20 protein-coding genes and 1 pseudogene are annotated in these 21844 nt (G+C 31.4%); 6 read left to right on the top strand and 15 right to left on the bottom strand.

Annotated elements, in window-relative coordinates; all coding sequences use genetic code 11:
- The first annotated feature begins 320 nt into the window (after positions 1–320).
- The 3 genes from ML436_03615 to saeS are packed head-to-tail and all read left to right on the top strand — an operon-like array spanning position 321 to position 2510.
- Positions 321–794, top strand: a complete 474-nt coding sequence (locus tag ML436_03615) for a DoxX family protein (GenBank protein UMT78829.1) — start codon at positions 321–323, stop codon at positions 792–794.
- Positions 769–1455 (top strand): response regulator transcription factor SaeR, encoded by a 687-nt coding sequence (saeR, locus tag ML436_03610; GenBank protein UMT78828.1) that lies wholly within the window; start codon positions 769–771, stop codon positions 1453–1455. Before ML436_03615 ends, saeR begins: the two co-directional genes overlap by 26 nt.
- A complete protein-coding gene (gene saeS, locus ML436_03605) occupies positions 1455–2510 on the top strand; it encodes a two-component system sensor histidine kinase SaeS (GenBank protein ID UMT78827.1) in 1056 nt (351 codons plus the stop codon). Before saeR ends, saeS begins: the two co-directional genes overlap by 1 nt.
- Positions 2511–2576: 66 nt before the next feature.
- Here the strand turns inward: saeS and ML436_03600 are convergent, their stop codons facing one another.
- The 10 genes from ML436_03600 to norA all read right to left on the bottom strand — a co-directional run bounded on the left by ML436_03600 (position 2577) and on the right by norA (position 14419).
- Positions 2577–3566, bottom strand: coding sequence for a glycosyltransferase family 2 protein (locus tag ML436_03600; GenBank protein ID UMT78826.1), 990 nt, complete (start codon positions 3564–3566; stop codon positions 2577–2579).
- Positions 3567–3695: 129 nt separating this feature from the next.
- Complete coding sequence (locus ML436_03595; protein UMT78825.1) at positions 3696–4535, bottom strand: aldo/keto reductase; 840 nt, start codon at positions 4533–4535, stop codon at positions 3696–3698.
- A gap of 232 nt (positions 4536–4767) precedes the next feature.
- Positions 4768–6117, bottom strand: a complete 1350-nt coding sequence (locus ML436_03590) for a hemolysin family protein (GenBank protein ID UMT78824.1) — start codon at positions 6115–6117, stop codon at positions 4768–4770.
- Between the two features lie 220 nt (positions 6118–6337).
- Positions 6338–7519, bottom strand: coding sequence for an N-acetylglucosamine-6-phosphate deacetylase (nagA, locus tag ML436_03585; GenBank protein ID UMT78823.1), 1182 nt, complete (start codon positions 7517–7519; stop codon positions 6338–6340).
- A 349-nt stretch (positions 7520–7868) separates the two neighbouring features.
- Positions 7869–9827, bottom strand: coding sequence for a fructose-specific PTS transporter subunit EIIC (locus ML436_03580; protein UMT78822.1), 1959 nt, complete (start codon positions 9825–9827; stop codon positions 7869–7871).
- A 5-nt stretch (positions 9828–9832) separates the two neighbouring features.
- Entirely contained in the window at positions 9833–10753 is a 921-nt protein-coding gene (gene pfkB, locus ML436_03575) for a 1-phosphofructokinase (protein ID UMT78821.1), read from the bottom strand.
- Entirely contained in the window at positions 10750–11514 is a 765-nt protein-coding gene (locus ML436_03570) for a DeoR/GlpR family DNA-binding transcription regulator (protein UMT78820.1), read from the bottom strand. The genes pfkB and ML436_03570 overlap by 4 nt, the downstream gene beginning before the upstream one ends.
- Before the next feature lie 373 nt (positions 11515–11887).
- Complete coding sequence (ybaK, locus tag ML436_03565) at positions 11888–12370, bottom strand: Cys-tRNA(Pro) deacylase (protein ID UMT78819.1); 483 nt, start codon at positions 12368–12370, stop codon at positions 11888–11890.
- A gap of 146 nt (positions 12371–12516) precedes the next feature.
- Positions 12517–12960 (bottom strand): hypothetical protein, encoded by a 444-nt coding sequence (locus ML436_03560; GenBank protein UMT78818.1) that lies wholly within the window; start codon positions 12958–12960, stop codon positions 12517–12519.
- Between the two features lie 298 nt (positions 12961–13258).
- A complete protein-coding gene (gene norA, locus ML436_03555) occupies positions 13259–14419 on the bottom strand; it encodes a multidrug efflux MFS transporter NorA (GenBank protein UMT78817.1) in 1161 nt (386 codons plus the stop codon).
- A gap of 207 nt (positions 14420–14626) precedes the next feature.
- Between norA and ML436_03550 the strand changes: the two genes are divergently transcribed.
- The 3 genes from ML436_03550 to ML436_03540 all read left to right on the top strand — a co-directional run bounded on the left by ML436_03550 (position 14627) and on the right by ML436_03540 (position 16140).
- A complete protein-coding gene (locus tag ML436_03550) occupies positions 14627–15049 on the top strand; it encodes a DNA-binding protein (GenBank protein ID UMT78816.1) in 423 nt (140 codons plus the stop codon).
- Positions 15050–15241: 192 nt separating this feature from the next.
- Positions 15242–15859: a DUF1361 domain-containing protein gene (locus tag ML436_03545; GenBank protein ID UMT78815.1), complete on the top strand. Its 618-nt coding sequence runs from the start codon at positions 15242–15244 to the stop codon at positions 15857–15859.
- On the top strand, positions 15856–16140 hold the full coding sequence (locus tag ML436_03540) for a hypothetical protein (GenBank protein UMT78814.1): 285 nt from the start codon (positions 15856–15858) through the stop codon (positions 16138–16140). Before ML436_03545 ends, ML436_03540 begins: the two co-directional genes overlap by 4 nt.
- Before the next feature lie 70 nt (positions 16141–16210).
- On the opposite strand, the gene ML436_03535 is transcribed toward ML436_03540, so the two are convergent.
- The 5 genes and pseudogenes from ML436_03535 to ML436_03515 form a co-directional block, all read right to left on the bottom strand.
- Entirely contained in the window at positions 16211–17584 is a 1374-nt protein-coding gene (locus ML436_03535) for a DNA photolyase family protein (GenBank protein ID UMT78813.1), read from the bottom strand.
- Between the two features lie 86 nt (positions 17585–17670).
- Positions 17671–19211 (bottom strand): annotated as a pseudogene (locus ML436_03530) (anion permease).
- Positions 19212–19491: 280 nt separating this feature from the next.
- Positions 19492–19779, bottom strand: coding sequence for a hypothetical protein (locus ML436_03525; protein UMT78812.1), 288 nt, complete (start codon positions 19777–19779; stop codon positions 19492–19494).
- A gap of 32 nt (positions 19780–19811) precedes the next feature.
- Positions 19812–20720, bottom strand: a complete 909-nt coding sequence (locus ML436_03520; GenBank protein UMT78811.1) for an aldo/keto reductase family oxidoreductase — start codon at positions 20718–20720, stop codon at positions 19812–19814.
- A 99-nt stretch (positions 20721–20819) separates the two neighbouring features.
- Positions 20820–21758, bottom strand: a complete 939-nt coding sequence (locus ML436_03515; GenBank protein ID UMT78810.1) for a GTP-binding protein — start codon at positions 21756–21758, stop codon at positions 20820–20822.
- Between the last annotated feature and the right edge of the window lie 86 nt (positions 21759–21844).

Below are 21844 nucleotides of genomic sequence, written 5' to 3'. Positions count from 1 at the left end.
AATCATAACATCATACTATTACATTACTAACTTTTAAAATATACATTACACACATTACTCAACGGAAAGCGTATGATTTCACAGCCCCCCTAGCTCGTAGAAATCATACTTTCCTTTTTTAACATATATACAAAATAATTCAATCCCATAAGAATTTATAGCACAGAAGGCACACTTTTTAGAGCTTGAGGTTTAATTGGCTTATAACAACCATGAGCTCAACCACTTCATGTTCACATGACACTACAATTTAGCCTATGTTGCTCAATCTTATGTTTATATAAATTATTAACACAAAAAATAGAAAGAATGTGAACATCATGAATAAATTATTGCTACTCGTTACATTTATCATTCGTGTTGGTTCTGGTATTGTCATGTTAATGCAAGGTTATGAAAAATTAACAGGCGGTTTCACGCTAAAAGGCTTAGTACCAGTAATTGCAAACAATACTGATTCACCTGAATGGTATAAATGGTTTTTCGCAAATGTAGTTGCGCATACGACGTCATTATTTGATATTATTGTTCCTATTGGAGAACTTGCAATTGGTTTAGGTTTAATTTTTGGAGTATTTGCATATACTGCTAGTTTCTTTGGAGCCTTTGTTATGATAAATTATATCTTAGCAGATATGATATTTACGTACCCTCTTCAATTAACTTTCTTTATCCTTTTATTAATGAGCCATTCATTGTTAAAACAGATTTCACTTAAAGAAATCATTAATTACTTTAGAGGTCGTAAGAACAGAGGTGAAAAAATAGATGACCCACTTACTGATCGTGGATGATGAACAAGACATTGTAGACATTTGTCAAACCTATTTTGAATATGAAGGATACAAAGTAACAACAACAACTAGCGGTAAAGAAGCTATTTCTTTATTATCAAATGACATTGATATTATGGTGCTAGACATCATGATGCCAGAAGTTAATGGTTACGACATTGTCAAAGAAATGAAAAGGCAAAAATTAGATATACCATTTATCTATTTAACTGCCAAAACACAAGAACACGACACCATTTATGCATTGACTCTTGGTGCAGATGACTATGTCAAAAAACCGTTTAGTCCAAGAGAACTTGTTTTACGTGTAAATAACTTACTTACACGCATGAAAAAATATCATCATCAACCAGTTGAACAACTGGCATTTGATGAACTTACGCTTGTTAACTTAAGCAAAGTGGTGACTGTTAATGGTCACGAAGTCTCAATGCGTATTAAAGAATTTGAATTATTGTGGTATTTAGCTTCAAGAGAAAATGAAGTAATTTCAAAATCAGAATTACTTGAAAAAGTATGGGGTTATGATTATTACGAAGATGCAAATACCGTAAATGTGCATATTCATCGCATAAGAGAAAAATTAGAAAAGGAAAACTTTACAACTTATACCATCACAACTGTATGGGGATTAGGATATAAATTTGAAAGGAGCCGATAATGGTGTTATCAATTAGAAGTCAAATCATTATTGGCGTCGTATCGAGTATACTATTAACTTCAACTATTTTAGCAATTGCATACATTTTAATGTGGTTTAATGGCCATATGACACTAACTTTGACCTTAACGACAATCATTACAAGCTGTTTAACTTTGTTAATATGTAGTATTTTTATTAACCCGCTTATTCAAAAAATTAAGCAGTTTAATATTAAAACAAAGCAATTTGCTAATGGAAATTACGCAAGCAATGATAAAACGTTTAATTCACCAAAAGAGATTTATGAATTAAATCAATCTTTTAATAAAATGGCTTCTGAAATTACGCAACAAATGAATCAAATTAAATCCGAACAACAAGAAAAAACAGAACTGATTCAAAATTTAGCCCATGATTTAAAAACACCTTTAGCCAGTATCATTTCATACTCTGAAGGTTTACGTGATGGTATTATCACAAAAGATCATGAAATTAAAGAGTCATATGACATTTTGATTAAACAAGCCAACCGCTTATCAACGTTATTCGACGATATGACTCATATTATCACTTTAAATACAGGTAAAACGTATCCCCCAGAATTAATACAACTAGACCAATTACTTGTATCGATATTACAACCATATGAACAGCGAATGAAACATGAAAATCGCACATTAGAAGTAAATTTCTGTAGTGAAATTGATGCATTTTATCAATATCGTACCCCACTTGAGCGTATATTAACAAATTTACTTGATAATGCTTTGAAATTTTCAAATGTTGGTAGTCGCATCGACATTAATATTAGCGAGAATAAAGAACAAGATACCATTGACATTGCAATTAGTGATGAAGGCATTGGTATTTTACCAGAACTACAAGACCGTATATTTGAACGTACATTTAGAGTTGAAAATTCACGTAATACTAAGACGGGCGGTTCTGGATTAGGTTTATATATTGCTAATGAACTTGCGCAACAAAATAATGCAAAGATTAGTGTAAACAGTGATATAGATGTAGGAACTACGATGACTGTAACATTACACAAATTAGACATTACGTCATAATTCGATTTATTTTTATAAATGAAAATGCAAAGACTAAAAAGAAGCTCCCATTTAAGAGCTTCTTTTTTATGCCTTTTTAGAATAAATCTTTTGTATTTCTTTCTTATTATCTTCTGCAAAAGATAAATTTGTAGCTTGAATAATATATTTTGGTCGTGCTTTAACTTCATAATAAATTCTACCAATATATTCTCCAATGACACCTATTGAAATTAACTGTATTCCACCTAATAATAAAATGGGGGCAATAGTTGAAAAATACCCAGGAATATTAACACCTGAAATTAAAATATTTACAAACAAATAAATGATATATAGTAAGCTTATTGAAAAAATGAACAAACCTAAATAAATCATCATTCTGAGCGGTTTACTGTTAAATGAAATTAAGCCATCAATGCCATAATTAAATAATTTTTTAAATGACCATTTAGACTCACCTTTTTGTCTTTCAACATTTTGATACGTAAATACCTTGGTATTATAACCAATCCATTCAAATAACCCTTTAGAAAATCGATTATATTCTTCAAGTGAGGCAATAGATTTAACAGCTCTTTGACTCAAAAGCCTAAAATCGCCAACACCATCATCAAATTTCACTTCCTCAACAAAGCAATTGACTAACTTATAATATACATGGCTCAATGTTTTACGACTTAAATTTTCGCCATTACGATCACGCTTTGCTACTACTTGATCATAACCTTCCATAAAACCTTCAACCATTTTAGGAATATATTCAGGTGGATGTTGCAAATCACAATCAATCATTATGACAGCATCAAAATCCGTACTATGTTGATATCCTGCTATCATAGCCGCTTCTTTCCCAAAATTTCTACTAAAAGAAATGAAACAAACATGACTATCTATAGACGCCAGATGTTGCATTTGATCAATTGTAGTATCAGTGCTTCCATCATCTATAAAAAGCATATTATAATCATAACCTTTTACATGACTATCTCGTGCAAGTATCTCAGTTAATTGTTGATGTGTTTGTGTAATGACTTCCCCTTCATTAAAACAAGGAATGACAACTCTAATTTTCATCTATGTCCATCCTTTATATTCTAAAGATTTGTCTGTGCCAAAGTAAATCTTAATGGATTAAAATAATTCTTCCATTTATTTTATAGTACACATTAAAAGGCATTCATAAACGTAAAATCTAATATTTGATTATTTTAAATCACCTATTTTCACATCATCTGAATCTTTACCTTGTCTTGCATTTTTATTTAAAGCATCAATTTCAGCTACTTCTGTTAGCTCTAAATTAAAATCAAATAAATCTATATTTTCACGAATACGTTTTGGAGTTTGAGATTTTGGAATTATAATCCTATTATGAGCTAAATGCCAACGTAAAACGATTTGTGCAGGTGTCTTTTCATATTTTTCAGCAAGTTTATTTATGACTGGGTCATCAAGTAATCCTCTATTTCTCATCAATGGCATCCAAGCTGTCACTTTAATATCATGACGGTCACAAAAGTCTTGAACATCTTGCTGATTGAAATAAGGGTGTACTTCGATTTGGTTCACCATAGGTACAATGTGTGCTTCAGACATTAATGTTTCCAAATGATGCTGTTTAAAATTACATACACCTATTGCTTTTATTTTACCTTGTTCATAAAGTTCTTCCATCGCTTTATATGTTTCCACAAACAATCCATCTTCCTCACATGGCCAATGTATTAAAAATAAATCAAGATAGTCTGTCTGCAAATTTTCTATCGACTTATTGAAAAACTCAAATGTCTTATCATAACCTTGATAGTCATTCCATAATTTTGTTGTTAGAAATAAATCTTCGCGAGATACACCACTATCTTTTAAAGCACTTCCTAGTGACGCTTCATTACCATAAAAATATGCTGTATCAAATGCACGATATCCGGCTTTAATCGCAGCATTAACTACTTTCGTCATATCTTCATCAGTTATTTTATATACGCCTAAACCAACTGATGGCATTGGATAACCATTATTTAAAATTTGTACATCATTCTCCATTATATATCTCTCCATTCTATGTATCGTTTATATTTATACTTTTACATTACCCTAATTTTTTTATCAAACTCAATTAATTCGTTTTCTCTTATTCACTTTAAAATAAACACTATTACCTTATTTAATTTTCTGAAATCTATTGTTTCAATCTTTTTAGTATAATTACTATTATAAATAAAAAAGCCAACCAAAAATGATTTATATCATTCTTAGTTGGCGTAATTATTATTTCTTATTCTGACTTTTCATCTTCATCAGTATCTCCAATAGTTGGTCGAGCGTGATTATATTCATAGTTTAATATCACCCAAATGATTTGATGATTATCAATTTCTGAAATAACCCAACGATCATATGTTGTATCGACAAAATCATCTTTTTGTAAATTCGTATTGCGCGATTGCAACCATCCGCCTATTGTATCGATATCTTCAGAATCTTCAAATTCAATACCAAAGTCTTCTGTTAAATCGTCCAATAAAACTCTACCATTTACTTGATATGTTTTATCGTCTATTTTAACAATATCATTTACTTCATCATCATCAAATTCATCTCGAATTTCGCCGACAATTTCTTCTAAAATGTCTTCCATTGTTAAAATACCTGCTGTACCACCATATTCATCTATAATAAGACTCATATGAACATGTTCACGTTGCATACGTATTAAGGCATCACTAATACGTGTTGTTTCTGAAATCATCGGTAATTCGTGAATGTAGTTAGCAATCTTAATCGTCTTTCCAGAAGCATATTCGGTTAAAAATTCTTTTACGTTAATAAATCCTTTTATATGGTCTTTATCGCCATCATCAGTAATTGGATAGCGCGTAAATTGATGTTCTTTTATCGTATCTAATAATTCATCAACATTAAAAGGCTCATTTAAAGTAATCATTTGTGTTCTAGGTACCATTATATCTTTCGCATGTCTTTCATCGAATGAAAAGATATTTTGCATATATGCCAATTCAGTTTGGTTGATTTCTCCACCATTATAACTATTATTAATAATAATTTTGATTTCTTCTTCTGACATTGCATCTGTTTGTGCATCAGGATTCACACCAAACATTCTAATAATCACACGCGCTGAACCATTCATTAACCAAATCAATGGTTTCATTATGTTACCAAAATAGAATAGTGGTCTAGCATATATTAAAGCAAGCTTTTCAGTATGTTGAATTGCTATAGATTTAGGTGCTAACTCACCAAGTACAACATGTAAATACGTCACTATAATAAACGATACTGCAAACGAGATTGTTGTAGTTAAAGCAGTAGGTAAATTAATCGCTTCAAATACCGGGTGTAATAATTTTTCAAAAGTTGGTTCCCCAAGCCAACCTAAACCTAAAGATGTTACCGTAATACCTAATTGACAAGCAGACAGGTAATAATCTAGATTAGCAATCATTTTCTTTACTATTTTAGCAGGTTTATTACCTTCATCTGCTAACTGTTCAATTCTTGTTGCTCTAATTTTTACTAATGCAAATTCTGAACCAACAAAGACTGTGGTTAATGCAATTAATAGAATAAATATAATCAAACTAATTATGGTCGAAGTTTCCAATTAATTCCCTATTTCTAGGGATTCACCTCCATGTTATATGTGCCACTCATGGGTAACACGTATTCAAACTTATCACTATGACTTAAATTACAACTACATGTTATCGCCTTCCCATTTAGACACCCCCAGAAAAAAATGTTATTGCTTCTATTCTATCATAATATAAAGTGCTTATGTTAACAGATTAAATCTATTGCATACCTTTAATTATGTTTATATTTTAACAATATGAATGAACCTTACCTTGCTTGATTGTATATTGTACATTTATTTCATCATCAACAATAACGATATCTGCATCTTTTTCAATTTTAATACTACCTTTTCTATCATCGATACCTAATGCAATGGCTTGATTTAAACTTGTTACACGCCATAAATTTTCTAATGTATCACCTGTAAATGATATTAAGTTACGTAACCCTTGATTCATTTTTAAAATACTACCAGCAAGCGCACCACTTTCTAGACGAGCTTGTTGGGATTGAACAATAACTTTTTGACCACCTAAATCATATTCACCTTCTGGCATACCTTTAGCACGCATTGCGTCCGTAATTAAATAAAATCGCTCATTACCTTTCATACGATAAGCAATTGCCACTGATGCTGGATGTGAATGCGTACCATCAACAATCATTTCGGTGTTCAATCTATCATTTAACCATGCTGCTCCAAACACACCAGGTTCCCTATGTTGGAATCCTGTTGCTGCATTGTATAAATGGGTAACATGTTTCGCACCTCGCTCAACTGCTTCAACAGCTTCCTCATATGTAGCGACTGTATGGCCTATTGAAAATATAATTTCATCTTTATATGTTTCAAGAGCCTCCTTTGCACCTTCAACTTCTGGAGCAAACGTCATAATCTTAATTAATCCGTTAGCGGTATTTTGAAAATGATTAATTTTATCTATATATGGTCGCACGACAAATTGAGGATGTTGTGCACCAACTTTATTTTCAGAAATAAATGGACCTTCCAAATGAATACCTACGATTTCAGCTGCATTATTAATATCTTGATGCGCTTCATATTTTGCTATATTTGAAAGTGCCTGATCAATTTTATCTGTTGATTGTGTCATAGTTGTTGCCAAATATGACGTCGTACCTTCGGAAAGTAAGTTTTCAGATAAATATTTTAATCCATCGTATGATCCATCCATGGCATCTTGCCCATAACCACCATGAATGTGTATATCTATAAACCCTGGTAATACATGATGTCCTTGTACATCTATAACTTGAATTTTATTTGTTGTATCGTTAACAATACTTTCTACATTTTCAACTTTTCCAACTGATACAATGCGCCCTTCTTTAATATGCACATAACCTTTATCGATCGTTACGTCTTCAGTGTAAATTTTGCCGTTATATATAATTAATTCTGACACGTATGAACCCTTCTTTTTATATAAATTTTCATTATAAGACAATCATATTTTACTATATCTATAACATTTGGCATAACTTTTTGCAGAATTTTAAAAATTTCTATACATTCATGACATCTTTTACGAAATGACATAAATTAATTTCTCTGTCACTCTAAAATACCACACCTTTTATAAATTATTATTTAAATAGAAAAGCACTTTCGCATCAATCCATAAAATGAACTAACCGAAAGTGCTATTATTGTAATTTAAAACTATAACCAACCATAAATGGTACATTTTAATGACTTCTTTAGTCTTACATTTGTATCATTATGTTAGTCGAAAATTTATAAAGTTAATGAAATTATTCATCCATTGATTTTGAAGCTTCGATTTCAGTTTCTGTTAATTTAGGTTTAATGAAACCGTATATAAGTGCTGAAACAAGTGTACCTACTACAAGTGCGATAATTGTCTGTAATAAGTGTGCGCCATCAGTTCCAACTATTACAATTATTCCACCATGTGGTGCTGAAATTCGAGAGCCTAATCCTAAAGCGATTGCGCCACCAATACCAGAACCAATCATCATTGATGGGATGACACGTAATGGATCAGCTGCTGCGAATGGAATCGCACCTTCTGTTATAAATGATAATCCCATCACATAGTTAGGAATAGTAGAGCCTCGTTGTTCTTTTGTAAATTTACGTTTAAAAATCAACATCGCTGTCGCAATTGCTAATGGTGGAATCATACCACCAATCATTGCTGCTGTAATTGGTGCAGCATTACCTTCAATTAATGCACCTGTTGCGAAAACATAAGCTGCTTTATTGAATGGTCCTCCCATATCAATCGCCATCATTGCTCCGATAACTAAACCTAATAATACAATGTTTGAACCTGATAAATTATTTAAACCATTTAACAATAAATGATTTAACCATGATGCTGGTGGATTAAAGACATATATCATTAGTAAGCCAGTTGCAGTCACTGTTAATAATGGATAAATTAGTGTTGGTTTTAATCCTTCTAAAGATTGTGGTAACTTACGAGTCATCGCTTTAACGCCTTGAGTTAAATAACCTGCTAAGAAACCAGCAATGATACCACCGATAAATCCAGAACCACCAGAAATTGCTAACATACCACCTACAAGACCTGAAGCAAAACCAGGTTTATCTGCAATACTACGAGCAATGAATCCTGATAAAATCGGAATGATTAAAGCGAATGCACTTTTACTACCTATATTCCAAAGTTGTTCTGCAAACGCGTTATATTCTGAACTTTTTGGGTCAAATGAGTTTGCACCAAATAAAAACACGATTGCCATTAAAATACCACCAGAAATAACAAGTGGCAACATGTTAGAAACACCATTCATTAGATGTTTGTAAAATGCTTTACCTGGACTTAATTTTTCTTGACTATCATTTGAATTACCTTTTCTATGACCATCACGAGCAACAAACGGTTTACGACTTGTGTCTAACGCTTTATTAATCAATTCTTCTGGTCGTTTAATACCATCTGCCACTGGAACTTCTACGACATTTTTGCCATCAAAACGATCTGTTTCTACATGAACATCTGCAGCAACGATAATACCTGTTGCATTTTTAATATCTTGTTCAGTTAAATGATTTTTAATACCACTTGAACCGTTAGTTTCAACTTTAATTTTAATTCCCATTTTATCTGCTTGTTTTTTCAATGCATCTCGTGCCATATACGTATGAGCAATACCTGTTGGACATGCTGTAACAGCTAAAACATATGGTTCATTCGATTCTTTTGTTGCTTGTTCTGAAGCTTCAACTTGCTGTGCTTTAGCCTCAGCTTCTTCTTCTTTTGTTGCCTCATCATCTGCTTGATCAATAATCTCTAACACTTCTTCAGGAGATGATGCATGTAATAACTTTTCACGTACATTTTCATCCATTAAAATACCTGATAATTTAGCTAAAGCATCTAAATGTGTTTGTGCGCCACCTTCAGGAGCTGCTATCATAAAGAATAAATGTGCAGGTTGCATATCTAAACTTTGATAGTCTACACCCGCTTTTGATTTACCGAATGCGATTGCTGGAGATTTAACTGCAGCTACTTTGGCATGTGGAATAGCGATACCTTCACCGATACCAGTCGTACTTTGTGATTCTCGATTATGAATCGCTTCTTTGAAGGCTACAACATCACTCAACTTACCAGCTTTATCTAATTGATTGACTAATTCATCAATGACACCATTTTTATCATTTGCCATTAAATCCATTGCAATTGTATCTTTTGTTAATAACTCTGTTACTCTCATTTTATTCACTCCCCATCAAGTACGCTGATCGTAACTTGTGATTTTATTTTTTCTATAGCATCTCGCGTCGCTAAGTCCTCGTCAAATGCAGTCGCAGTACCACATGCTACCGCTTGTTGGAATGCTGATTCAATGGTTAAACCTGAAGCAATTCCCGCTACCATACCTGCAACAGTGCTATCTCCTGAGCCAACTGTATTAACCACCTTCCCTTGTGGATTTACAGCTTTAATACTTTTTTCTTTATCAATATAAATAGCACCATCACCACCAAGAGAAACGATAACAGATTGTGAACCTTTATCTACTAATTGACGTCCATATTTAATGACGTCATCATCTGATTTCACAGTTGTATTAAACATCTCTTCTAACTCATCCTTATTAGGTTTAATAAATAACGGGTGATATGGTAAAACGCTTTCAGCTAATGATTTTTCAGCATCAACGACTAGCTTCGCTCCAGTATTTTCTGTAATTTGTGCTATTTGTGCATAAGCATCACTAGGTATACTGCCTGGTACACTTCCTGCAACGATAACAATGTCATCACTTGTCATATTTTTAATTCGACTTAAAAGTTGCTCGAATTGTGCTGAAGTAATATGAGGACCTGGTGCATTAATTTCTGTTTCTTGTCCCGTTTTTAATTTCACATTAATACGCGTATCTTCATCTACTTCAATGAAATCTGATTGAATTTCACTGTTGTTTAATGTTTCGATTATAAATTTCCCAGGAAATCCACCTGCAAATCCTAAGGCAGTTGATTCAACATCTAATGTCTTTAAGACACGTGAGACATTTATACCTTTTCCTCCAGCGAATTTATATGTTGCTGTTGCTCTGTTCAAACCATCAATTTTAAAGTCATCTGTGAAAATGACATAATCAATTGAAGGATTGAATGTAACTGTATAAATCATAATGTCCCTCCTATAAAGTGATACTTATGTTGGTATTCTTTTAACGCTTGATGATTTAATGCTTTTTCAGATGTGATGATTGTCGTGCTTTCTAACATTGGTACACGAGCAAAATATACTTTATTAAACTTAGAGTGATCAATTAGTACATAAGACTTGTTAGCTAACGACATTGCCGTTTGTTTCACTAAAGCCTCTTGCTCATCTGGTGTACTTAGACCAAGTTCAATATCTAGACCATTCATACCGATAAACGCCTTATCAAAACAATAACGCCTCAGTATTTCCATTGCGCTTGAACCAATAGTTGCCAGTGTATTTTCTTTAACTTGACCACCTAGCATAATCGTTTTAATTCCCTTTTTAAGCAATGCTTCTACATGAGTTAAACCATTTGTTACAACAATAATATCTTTTGCTTGAATGCATTGAATAAGCTCAAGCGTAGATGAACCAGCATCAATAAACAAACATTCGTTGTCATTGATTTGAGCCGCTGCCAATTTAGCAATCTTTTTCTTTTCATCTAGATTAGTAGTTAACTTTTCAGTTAAATTTGCTTCGACCATACGATTCTCTTTTAACATGGCACCACCATGAATACGTTGTAATTTACCTAATTGTTGTAATTTTGATAAATCTCTTCGAATAGTTGAAGCACTGCAACCCGTTCTATCAATTAATTCTTGCAATGTTAAAAAATCCTTATGCGAAAGCTCCTCTAATATTAACTCGTGTCTCTTTTCAGTAATTATCATCATCACCCCATCTCAACTTGTATTATAATGAGTACGCTTTCACATTTCAATCATAAATTACCAAAAACAATCACAAACAATCAAAATGTGACGATAAAATTACAATATTCACGTGTTTTGATCAAAAATTTGATTATTTCCAATCATAATCATTAAAATGCCAACAAAAAAGAGGTCAGGACAAAAGCGTTTAGGATCTGAGCAGAACCGAACGATGAGCAAAATTGTTTTTCAAATTTTGTCGCATCGTGAGAGCTTCTGCCGAAAATCCTGCTTTTGGGAAGCCGTTAATCGGTTTCCCAGAGTACAAAAACTTTATGTCTCAACCTCTTCATCTACCTAATTAATCACTTTTTGATTTGCATAATTACATTGTTTAATCATGAACAACCGAGCCAATTTTAGCTTTAGTAATACTTATCAAATCGTCAACAGCAATTGTTATTTGCATCGTACGAAGTCCTCCACTTACACTAATAAATTCATACTGTTCACTTGATGCGTCAATGACTGTTGGAAATAATTGTTTCATACCTATTGGTGAACAACCACCACGTATATATCCAGTTACATTTTTCAAATTTTCTAAAGGCATAAGATTCAATTTCTTTTCATTAACAATCGCAGCTGCCTTTTTCATATCTAACGTCTTATTAACTGGAATTACAAAGACAAAATGCTCATGTTTCGCATTTTCTAGTACCAGAGTTTTAAATACCGTTTCAACATTTTCTTTAATAATCTTGGCAACTTCTTCCCCAGATAAATGTTCCTCTGGTACTTCGAAACTATGTACATCGTATTTAACTTTAGCTCGGTCAAGCATTCTCATTGCATTAGTTTTCTTATTTTTAGCCATTTCAACACCTCATAAAAACTATTTCAAAAACTATAATATCACTTTCACAAGTAGCATAAATTGATAAGTTTTTGACATTCATTATTATCTCTGTCATTTCATTTAAAATAAAAAACAGCATATTCAAATCGAATACACTGCTTATATTATTTCAATAAAAGAACACCTTGATTAGATATATTTACATGTTGTTTTCCATTTGGATTTCCATTTGAATAAATATAATTGAATCCTTGATGCGTTTTCGATACTTTTTCCAATTGATAATTATCATTCATATGTTTATGTGAATAACGCTCTGCGATAACTTGACATTCTTGTTCATTAAACATATTTGTGTGATTAGCATATAAATCATTATGCTTATTAGTATCATTTTTTAATTCCGAGGCGTTAGCCGTATGACTATTGAAAATACCAATTGTCTTTTTATTATTATCTTCATCTGAAACTTTTATTTTATGAAGCGTATTTATCGTTTTATGCACTTTAGCAAGCGCTTCTTGATTTGTCGCCAATACTAGCAAACCTAAAAGGCACACTGTTAATATGATTGCGACAACACTTAAAAACAAATTTTTAAAAGTCATCCCCTACCCACATTTCCTTACTCATTTTTTTACATCTTAACATAATACTGTTATGCAAATAGGTAAGTGGAATGCAATTTAAAAAGAATGTAATATTTGTAACATGATTATTACTCAATATCATTTTTTGTTACATGTAATATTTAAATTGAAAGACTAAAACATTCTAAAAAATTGAATCTTTAAAAATATAAAGCATCAATTTTCTTAATTAATATTTCAAGAAAATCGATGCTAACTCCGAATTGTTATTCTAACTCATACCATATTCCAATATTATTTCGACGTGACATTACAATTATTGTTGTTCCAATTTTGTTCTATGTTGCTTTTCAATCAAAACAATAATTATACCTGCTAATGAAACTGCAATTGCCATATAAATCGGCGCTTCTATATGAACATCAAATAATGCGCCTGCGATTAATGGACCAATAAAGTTCCCCATACTCGTAAATGTAGAGTTTAATCCACCAGCAAATCCTTGTCTATCTCCTGCTATATTAGAAAAATAATTTGTAATAGCTGGTCTTATCATGTCAAATCCTATAAAGACTATAAAACTAATTATCATAATAGACCAGTAACCATTTGCAAAGACTAATAAGATTAAAACAATTACTGAATATAATAGAGACCATGCGATAAATGTTAGTTCTGAGAAATATTTCATAAATTTATCAAAGAAATATATTTGGAATATCGCACCAAATATACCACCACCTGTAATCGCAATTGAAATATCTTTAGGCGTATAGTTCACTTTATATGATGTATATAGTGAGAAAAGTGTTTCAAATGCTGATAAACCAAAGGCTAACACTAATGTTAAGATTGCCGGTGTAATAAATACTTTCCAATTAATTTTCGTTAACAACTGCGGTTCTAATTTTTGGAAGCCTGTAGTTGTTGACTTCTTAGGATCATAAATTAAAATGACAGACATAATAAACGCCACGATACCTAACCCACCTGCAAAATAGAATGGCAATCGATGTGATACTTCTGCCATAAAACCACCTATACCAGGTCCTAAAATAAATCCTGAATTAATTATTGCGGACATATAACCAAAGTTTTTCGCTTTTTGGTGGCTTGGTGAAATATCAGCGATTAAGCCTGTAACGCCAGGCATAACCATGCCAGCACTCATACCACCAATAATTCTTGATAACATTAATATTGAAAAATTATGTCCTACTGCAAACATAAATTCAGAAGCAGAAAAAAGAATTAACCCAATACAAATAATTAACTTTTTCCCTAATTTGTCAGCCAATGTTCCACCAAAAGGCGATATGATCATTTGAGATAAAGCAAAAGCAGCAACTAAAAGACCTAAATCACTACCAGTTAATCCCAAATCTTCTAAGTACACAGGTAAGACTGGAATGACTAAACCAATTCCTAAAAATATTAAGAAAATATTAAAATATAAAACGATAATCTGTTTGTTCATATGCTCACCTCTTTTTCATTCCCTATCAATAAAATGTTATTATAATCTTTCCACATAAAACAGCAGTTAAAGCTATTTATCCGTAAAAAGTTTCTATATTGTATTACAACCTTACTATATTTGACAATATTTTAATCTTTATAATTATCGTTATTATCCTTTTAATTGTATAATTAAAATCGAATAAGGATAAAGGGGATGTATATAATGAAAATACAAAGAAACAATCATACCACGTTACTCGTTTTAGAAAAAGGTGAAGATATCGTTGAATCTATTACACATTTCGCCGATACAAACAATTTGAAATTTGCCACTGTGAGTGGTATTGGTGCCTGTGATGATGTCGTTTTAAAATTTTTCAATTTAACAACAAAGGAATATGAAGAACGTCATATCACTGAACCTCTGGAACTTACAAGTCTACTGGGTAATATTTCTCGTTTAGACAATGGACATTTCGCTCATTTACATGCAACTTTTGGCACTCAAACTTATCAAACATATAGTGGTCACCTATCTAAAGCTATTGTTTCTGCTACCGCTGAAATCATAATCACTCATACAGATATGGACATTCATCGTACTTTTAATGAAGCTATCGGTTTAAATTTACTCGACCCAAAATAACACATTACTTTTTAGTTGAATCACATTTTATTACAAGTTATCATTAGTGCTTAATTATAGTTTCACATATATTTACATTCTAAATATGTCATTGTGTTTACGCAACGCGACATTAACAGTCAATGTAAATATTTGTAACTGTTTGATTCACATTAATAACTTTTTATCATCAGAAAGTAGTGTTTATATTTTATGAAATCAAGATACATCGCTAGAATATACTTTTTAGTCTTATTCATAGCCTCTCTTTTTGAGACTAAAATATTTCAATTTATGACTTTAAATTTATTTTTAGCATATATACCATTTGAGTTGAGCCTTCTTTTACGATTATTTAAACCAAATAAAAAATATGAATGGCCACTCTTTATCATTTATAGCTTTATTTTTGTATTATTATTACCAAATACATTTTATATGGTCACAGACTTAATTCACTTAAACCAATTTCAATTTAATTTTTATGCTGGCCTTAATTTAGCCGAATGGAAATACTTTACGTATTTATTACTGGGCGTTTTTCTAGCTGTCTATGTAATGATTTTAATTTATTTTGAAATTCTAACACTTACAACACACCAATGGCTTAATAGAACCATTATTATCTGCTTGATGTTTTTAAATGGGTTTGGTATTTATATCGGCCGCTTCTTACGCCTACACTCTGTTTATTTCTTTAATGAACCATTGCGTGTGTTAAACCATATTTTAGAAAGTCTGACTTTAAATACAGCTGTTTTTGTTTGTTATATGGTAGTGATGCAAGCAGCTATTCTATTATTTGGTAAAGGAGTGAGGTTGATAAAGTGACACTAAATATAATTGTATTAATCATTTCGGTCATTATTCTTCAAATGATTATTGGTCACCTATGGCATGATATAGGTCTAAGTTACACTAAAAGCATTATGCTTATGCTCCTTCCTCTCGGTATAGGTGTTTTCATCCAGCAAATGCTTTATTTTGAACGTCAATATCCTAAATGGCAAGTACCTCAATATATTAAAATTAGACTCAAGTATATTTACATCATCACATTTTTACAGTATGTCGTTTTATACTTCACACTGTTTACAAACTTATTACGATAATCTATTTGAAAAAAGCCAACTAAGATGAAAATTATCTTAGTTGGTTTTTTAATTTATCCTCATTCAATTACTAATCGATTGCTTTAAAATTCGCTAAAACTTGCTCCCTTTTTTCTTTGTGATTCACAATTTGCTTTGCATAATGATGACCTAATTCTACGCCTTGTTCCATAATTTTAGACTGATTATGATGTGTATCATGTAAATATTTTGCATCTACTGGATTTAAAATTGGTAAATACTTTTTTATATACAATGCTTTAGGATCAAATCGCTCACTCTGTCTAATCGGATTAAACATTCTAAAATATGGCACTGCATCAGTTCCTGTCGATGCTGACCATTGCCATCCATGAATGTTGGAAGCTGCATCGTAATCAATTAGATATTTTCTGAAAAAATTTTCTCCCCAAGTCCAATCAATAAATAAATCTTTTGTTAGAAATTGCGAAACAACCATTCTCATCCTATTGTGCATAAATCCGGTTTGTTGTAATTCCATCATCGCTGCATCAATGATTGGAAATCCTGTTTGTCCATCACACCATGCACCAAATTCCGCTTCATTATCTGACCATTTAATTCGACGATATTTTTCTTTAAATGATTGATATGCAGTTTCTGGAAATTGTGTCATTAAAACATAATAAAATTCTCTAAAAATAAGTTCACGAATAAATGCTTCATAATTAGATTCATCTTCTTCATAACGAGACAGTAAATCATTAAAAATTTCAATAATATCTAACAACCCATATGCGAGTGCAATACTTAATTGGCTTGTTAAAACTTCAGGTAAATACTCTCTATTATATTCGTAGTTTTGTATTTCATGATTTAAAAAACGTTGCCATTTATCTTGTTCTATAGTTTCAGACGATCCTTCATTTAAATCTCTATAGTTTAATTCATTTGATGCTTCAATGACAATGTCTTTTAATTGACTCAAATCATAATGATAAACATCTCTAATTCGCAAATATGGTCTCCATTTTTTATAAAAACTTGTAAAAACTTTATAAGGCTCTCCTTGTTGATTCATGGTTTTACTCGCTTTAAAATAATGATTTCCGCGCACTAATGTCACTTCAATTTGCGCTTCTTCAAAATATGGACGTTGATGTAAAATATCATAGTCTTCAAGATGATAACTCATAATATCCCCAGCTACCACTACTTCAGTTATATTATTTTTTTTACAAAAAGAAATAATATTTTCATAAGAAAGTACATGTGGAATAAAGCCTTTATTTACTAATGATTGATAAAAGCGTTGCATCGTACCACGATAAAATCTTGCTTTCAATTCAGATGCTGTTGACATGTCCTCTTCAGCGATAATAAAATAACATGATTTGATTGTATCCTTTTGTTGATATATATATTCAAATAACGGGTTGTTCTCTATGCGAAACATCCGATTCAATAACACAGCTACTGCCATATTTTAATCACCTATATTTTCTATAATTTTTATCACAATCTTATCACGATTTTAAAAGTAATGTATTGTTACTAGTGTTTACCTTTTTAAAGTAAGCCTAACCATTTCCAATATGTCAAACTGAAAATTAAAACTAAAATATAACCAACAATTGTTAATGGTATACCAGCTTTTAAAAAGTCTTTAACTGTAAATGTACCAGTTCCATATGCAAGCATATTTTGAGGTGCACTAACTGGTAATAAAAATCCAAAGCTAATTACAAATTGTTGAATTAAAACAAATCCTATTAATGTAGCGTAGAAGTTAAAGAAATAAATACAGGTATTAATGCTGATGAAAGACTTGTAGCACTAGCGAAACCTAAATGAATTAATATATTAAATAACGTTATGAGTGCAATGGTTGCAATAAGAGGTAAATGCGTTAATCCTAGCGCACCAAATGTTTGATCACTTAACCATTGTGCTGCTCCCGTTTTTAATAATACATTCCCTAAAGAAATACCAACACCAAACACAATAATTGTTCCCCATGGTATTTTATTTTCTACACCTTTCCAAGTCATAACACCTATTTTAGGCATCAACATAATACCTAAAGCAATGATTGTAATCGATGCTGAATCAATTGGATGTAATACTTTTTCAGTTGACCAAAAGACTAATAATAAAAGTGAAATGACTATAAGACGCCATTCGCGTGCACTCACTGGTCCAAGTTTATGCAATTCTTCTTTAATTAATTCTCTTCCCCCTTCAATTGCATTAATTTCAGGTGGCATCACTTTAATCATTATGAAATATAATGCTATCGACATCATGACTGACCATGGTGCAGCATATAAAAACCATTCACCCCATGACACATCAAATCCAAGATGTTGATTTATAAAATTAATAGCCACTATATTTTGTGCTGCAGCCGTCTTAATACCGATATTCCAAATCGAAACAGCTTGTACTGACGTTATGATTAATAATGACGCTAATCTACTATCTTTTGATACTTTAAATGCTGCAATCATCCCTAATAAAATTGGTACTACTGCACTTGCTCTTGCTGTTGCTGAAGGTACAAAAAATGCTAAAACAATTGAAACAACAATAGCACCTATGACTATATTACGTGTCTTATTGCCTACAATTGATAAAACAATTAATGCCAATCTTTTGTGTAAATTTGTTTCTTGCATTGCCGCAGCTAAAAATAAGGCGGCAGCTACAAGTGCAACAGCTGATGTTGCAAATCCACTAAATGCTAATGATAATGCATGATTAGTACCTAAAAAATCACTACCAGTTAAAATGGCTCCACCACTTTTAGGGTTTCCTAATTTAGTCGCTAAGTTTTGAACAGGACTAAATCCTAACAACAATATCATAAGACCAATAATTAATGTCGCTGAAACTGGATAAGATACCGCTTCTGTTACCCACATAATGACTGCAAAAGCTAAAATGGCTAACACAGCTTTTGCCATTAAAGGCAAACTTGTTGGTGTGGGCAATAAAAGTACAACAATAAGCACTATAAAACTCATAACAATCCAAATTGGTTTATATTGCTTTTTGTTCTTTTCATTCTGTTGTTGCACATTATTTACTGCATGAAATTCTTTTGTCATATCACTCGCCCCTTTGTTTTAATTCATGTTCAAGTTAATTATATCAATTTTTCAAAACATAGTTTTTCAATTAATGCAAAATACACAGTTTTTTCAAAATATTTTGTAAATAGCTACGAAAAGCAAAGCGATGCCTATAAAGACCAAGTCTTGCATTCTAGCAAAATATGCATAATAAAAAACTACCTACAAAATCTTATCCGTAGAGAGTTACAATCAATTAAGTCATTTTGATTAGTAAATTTCGGATGTAAATTTCGTAGATAGTTCAAATAAAAATTTAAAAATGATTTATACCGTAAACATATATAATACCAAAGAATGCAGCTCCACTTAATATTGCTAAAATAAAGCTTAAAATTAATGTGCGTTTGTAATGTTTAAGGAATGCTATAAATAAAATCACAACATTATATGCAAAAAATAAGCCGAAAAGTGTCATTGTTATTTTTAAATCAGAATAGAAAATGTTTAACATTAATACGATAACGGCATAAATTACATATGGAATAATTATAAATTTACGCTCAAAGCCTAATTGTTCAAAACGTTTGTCTTCGTTTGTCATGTTATGCTCCTTTATATGTTGAGTAATTATTTTTATGGAATATCTTGTCCAAGTATGGCTGTGTATATATCAAACCATGATTGATCATCAAGTGAAATCTGCAATCCATCAATTGCTTGGTCAATTCGTTGTAATTGTCTTGTCCCAAGTATCGGCATAACACAGTGTGGTAATTTCACCAACCATGATATCATCACTGCCATTTCAGTAACACCATATTTTTCAGCAATTGGTTTTATAACTTTCATAATTCGTCTAGCTTTAACATTATCATTATCAAAAATTTTACCACCTGCAAAAGGACTCCATGCCATTATCTGAACATGATGTTGATACATTGAATCCATAGTTCCATCTTGTAAATTTCCAATATGATATGGTGATAATTCCAATTGATTCACACTAATATGTAGGCGTTCTTTAGTGATATATTGATTTAACAATTGATATTGTGCATCATTAAAATTTGAAACACCGAATGATCTAATCTTGCCCTCTTTTACAAGTTTCGTTAACGCGTCAGCAACTTGTTCAGGATCCATTAATGGCGAAGGACGATGAATCAGCAAACTATCTAAATAATCAATATTTAAATTATTTAAAGATCGTTCAACAGATTTAATAATATGCTTACTATTTAAATCATACCGATGCCCATTTGTAAAATCAAATTGTGCGGAAGGCAAAACAATTCCACATTTCGTAACAATTTGAAGCTTAGATCTCAAATCAGGTGATAATTTCAATGCATTTCCAAATAATTTCTCACATTGATAATCTCCATATATATCTGCATGATCCATTGTAGTTATACCACGTTCAACTAACTCATTTATAAAATAATTCAACTCTTGTGCAGTCATTTTCCATTCATTAGCACGCCAAAATCCTTGTACAAGTCTAGAAAAATGTACATAATGATTTACCATAATTTGTTCCATAAAACATCCTCCCATCCCTCGTTGTCACAAAAATTTCATAACATTAATTTGCAACAGTACTTCAACTTTTTAAAAGTAAGTTTTATGAGGTTAGTTTAATTACGTAAATTGTAGCATATCTAATTGATTACGTAGTTGATTAGTATCTAAAGTCTCCCCTATGATGACAATGGTTAAAGATACGTTCATCGAAACAATACCATAATCAGGTAATCCATATGCATATTGAAATTCATATATAGCATCAGGTTTATCTCTAAAAATGACATAACCTTTTAAACGTAATACTGAATCTGGTAATTTTAAAATGAATTGATAAAACAACTGTCTATCTATCGGACCACTAAACGTATAATGCATACTTTTAATTCCATGATGGTGATGGTGGTGTTGATGATTTTCATTTGCTAATTGTTTATTTTTAGTTTTTAAAAGTAGCGTATTGAAAGGCACATGGCCAAATGTTGTTGTATACGTCATAACACCAGGACATATATCATATAATTGGCTTTTGATTATTTGAATATTATCATCAGTTACAAGGTCAATTTTATTAATTATAACTATATCGCTTAACTTAAGTTGATCTTCCATAAGTGAAACTGTATTGTCAGTATATTGATGTCGATTTAAAAATCTCTTAGCATCTAAAACACCAATTATCGTTGGCTTTTCAAAATAACTAACTAGCTTTGGATCTTGACAAGCAATTAGTAGTTCTAAAGGATGAGCAATTCCAGTAGCCTCTATGATGACATGATTAACATCGCCGTTCAAAGCAATTGCCGTCAGTTCTGAGACAAGTTCTTGCTTAAGATCACAACAAACACAGCCATTTATCAATGAATACACTTCAATTTCATTAGAAATACTATTGCTATCAATATCAAAACTACCGAATTCATTCATGATGATTTTAATTTTCTCATCATTTTTTAATAATTCACTAATATAATGTGTCAGTAACGTGGTTTTACCACTACCTAAAAATCCGTTAATTATGGATATTCTTATTTTTTCATCTTTATTATTTTTCATTTTATATTCTCTTTTCTATTACAGTTATTTTTAAAAATGATAACATATATATTAAATTATCTTTTTGCTTGATTTAATCAAAAATA

This window comes from Staphylococcus roterodami, from assembly GCA_022493055.1.
GTDB classification, from domain to species: domain Bacteria; phylum Bacillota; class Bacilli; order Staphylococcales; family Staphylococcaceae; genus Staphylococcus; species Staphylococcus singaporensis.
Note: the sequence above shows the minus strand (reverse complement) of the source record. Positions and strands in the feature narration are given on the sequence as shown.

What these genes read in the sequence shown, in the direction of transcription:
- pfkB (UMT78821.1), bottom strand. Translation starts at nt 10,753, where the DNA reads ATGATTTATACAGTTACATTCAATCCTTCAATTGATTATGTCATTTTC.
- ML436_03545 (UMT78815.1), top strand. Translation starts at nt 15,242, where the DNA reads ATGAAATCAAGATACATCGCTAGAATATACTTTTTAGTCTTATTCATA.
- ML436_03580 (UMT78822.1), bottom strand. Translation starts at nt 9,827, where the DNA reads ATGAGAGTAACAGAGTTATTAACAAAAGATACAATTGCAATGGATTTA.
- ML436_03560 (UMT78818.1), bottom strand. Translation starts at nt 12,960, where the DNA reads ATGACTTTTAAAAATTTGTTTTTAAGTGTTGTCGCAATCATATTAACA.
- ML436_03615 (UMT78829.1), top strand. Translation starts at nt 321, where the DNA reads ATGAATAAATTATTGCTACTCGTTACATTTATCATTCGTGTTGGTTCT.
- ML436_03550 (UMT78816.1), top strand. Translation starts at nt 14,627, where the DNA reads ATGAAAATACAAAGAAACAATCATACCACGTTACTCGTTTTAGAAAAA.
- ybaK (UMT78819.1), bottom strand. Translation starts at nt 12,370, where the DNA reads ATGGCTAAAAATAAGAAAACTAATGCAATGAGAATGCTTGACCGAGCT.
- saeS (UMT78827.1), top strand. Translation starts at nt 1,455, where the DNA reads ATGGTGTTATCAATTAGAAGTCAAATCATTATTGGCGTCGTATCGAGT.
- ML436_03600 (UMT78826.1), bottom strand. Translation starts at nt 3,566, where the DNA reads ATGAAAATTAGAGTTGTCATTCCTTGTTTTAATGAAGGGGAAGTCATT.
- norA (UMT78817.1), bottom strand. Translation starts at nt 14,419, where the DNA reads ATGAACAAACAGATTATCGTTTTATATTTTAATATTTTCTTAATATTT.
- ML436_03520 (UMT78811.1), bottom strand. Translation starts at nt 20,720, where the DNA reads ATGGAACAAATTATGGTAAATCATTATGTACATTTTTCTAGACTTGTA.
- saeR (UMT78828.1), top strand. Translation starts at nt 769, where the DNA reads ATGACCCACTTACTGATCGTGGATGATGAACAAGACATTGTAGACATT.
- ML436_03525 (UMT78812.1), bottom strand. Translation starts at nt 19,779, where the DNA reads ATGACAAACGAAGACAAACGTTTTGAACAATTAGGCTTTGAGCGTAAA.
- ML436_03570 (UMT78820.1), bottom strand. Translation starts at nt 11,514, where the DNA reads ATGATGATAATTACTGAAAAGAGACACGAGTTAATATTAGAGGAGCTT.
- ML436_03535 (UMT78813.1), bottom strand. Translation starts at nt 17,584, where the DNA reads ATGGCAGTAGCTGTGTTATTGAATCGGATGTTTCGCATAGAGAACAAC.
- ML436_03595 (UMT78825.1), bottom strand. Translation starts at nt 4,535, where the DNA reads ATGGAGAATGATGTACAAATTTTAAATAATGGTTATCCAATGCCATCA.
- ML436_03515 (UMT78810.1), bottom strand. Translation starts at nt 21,758, where the DNA reads ATGAAAAATAATAAAGATGAAAAAATAAGAATATCCATAATTAACGGA.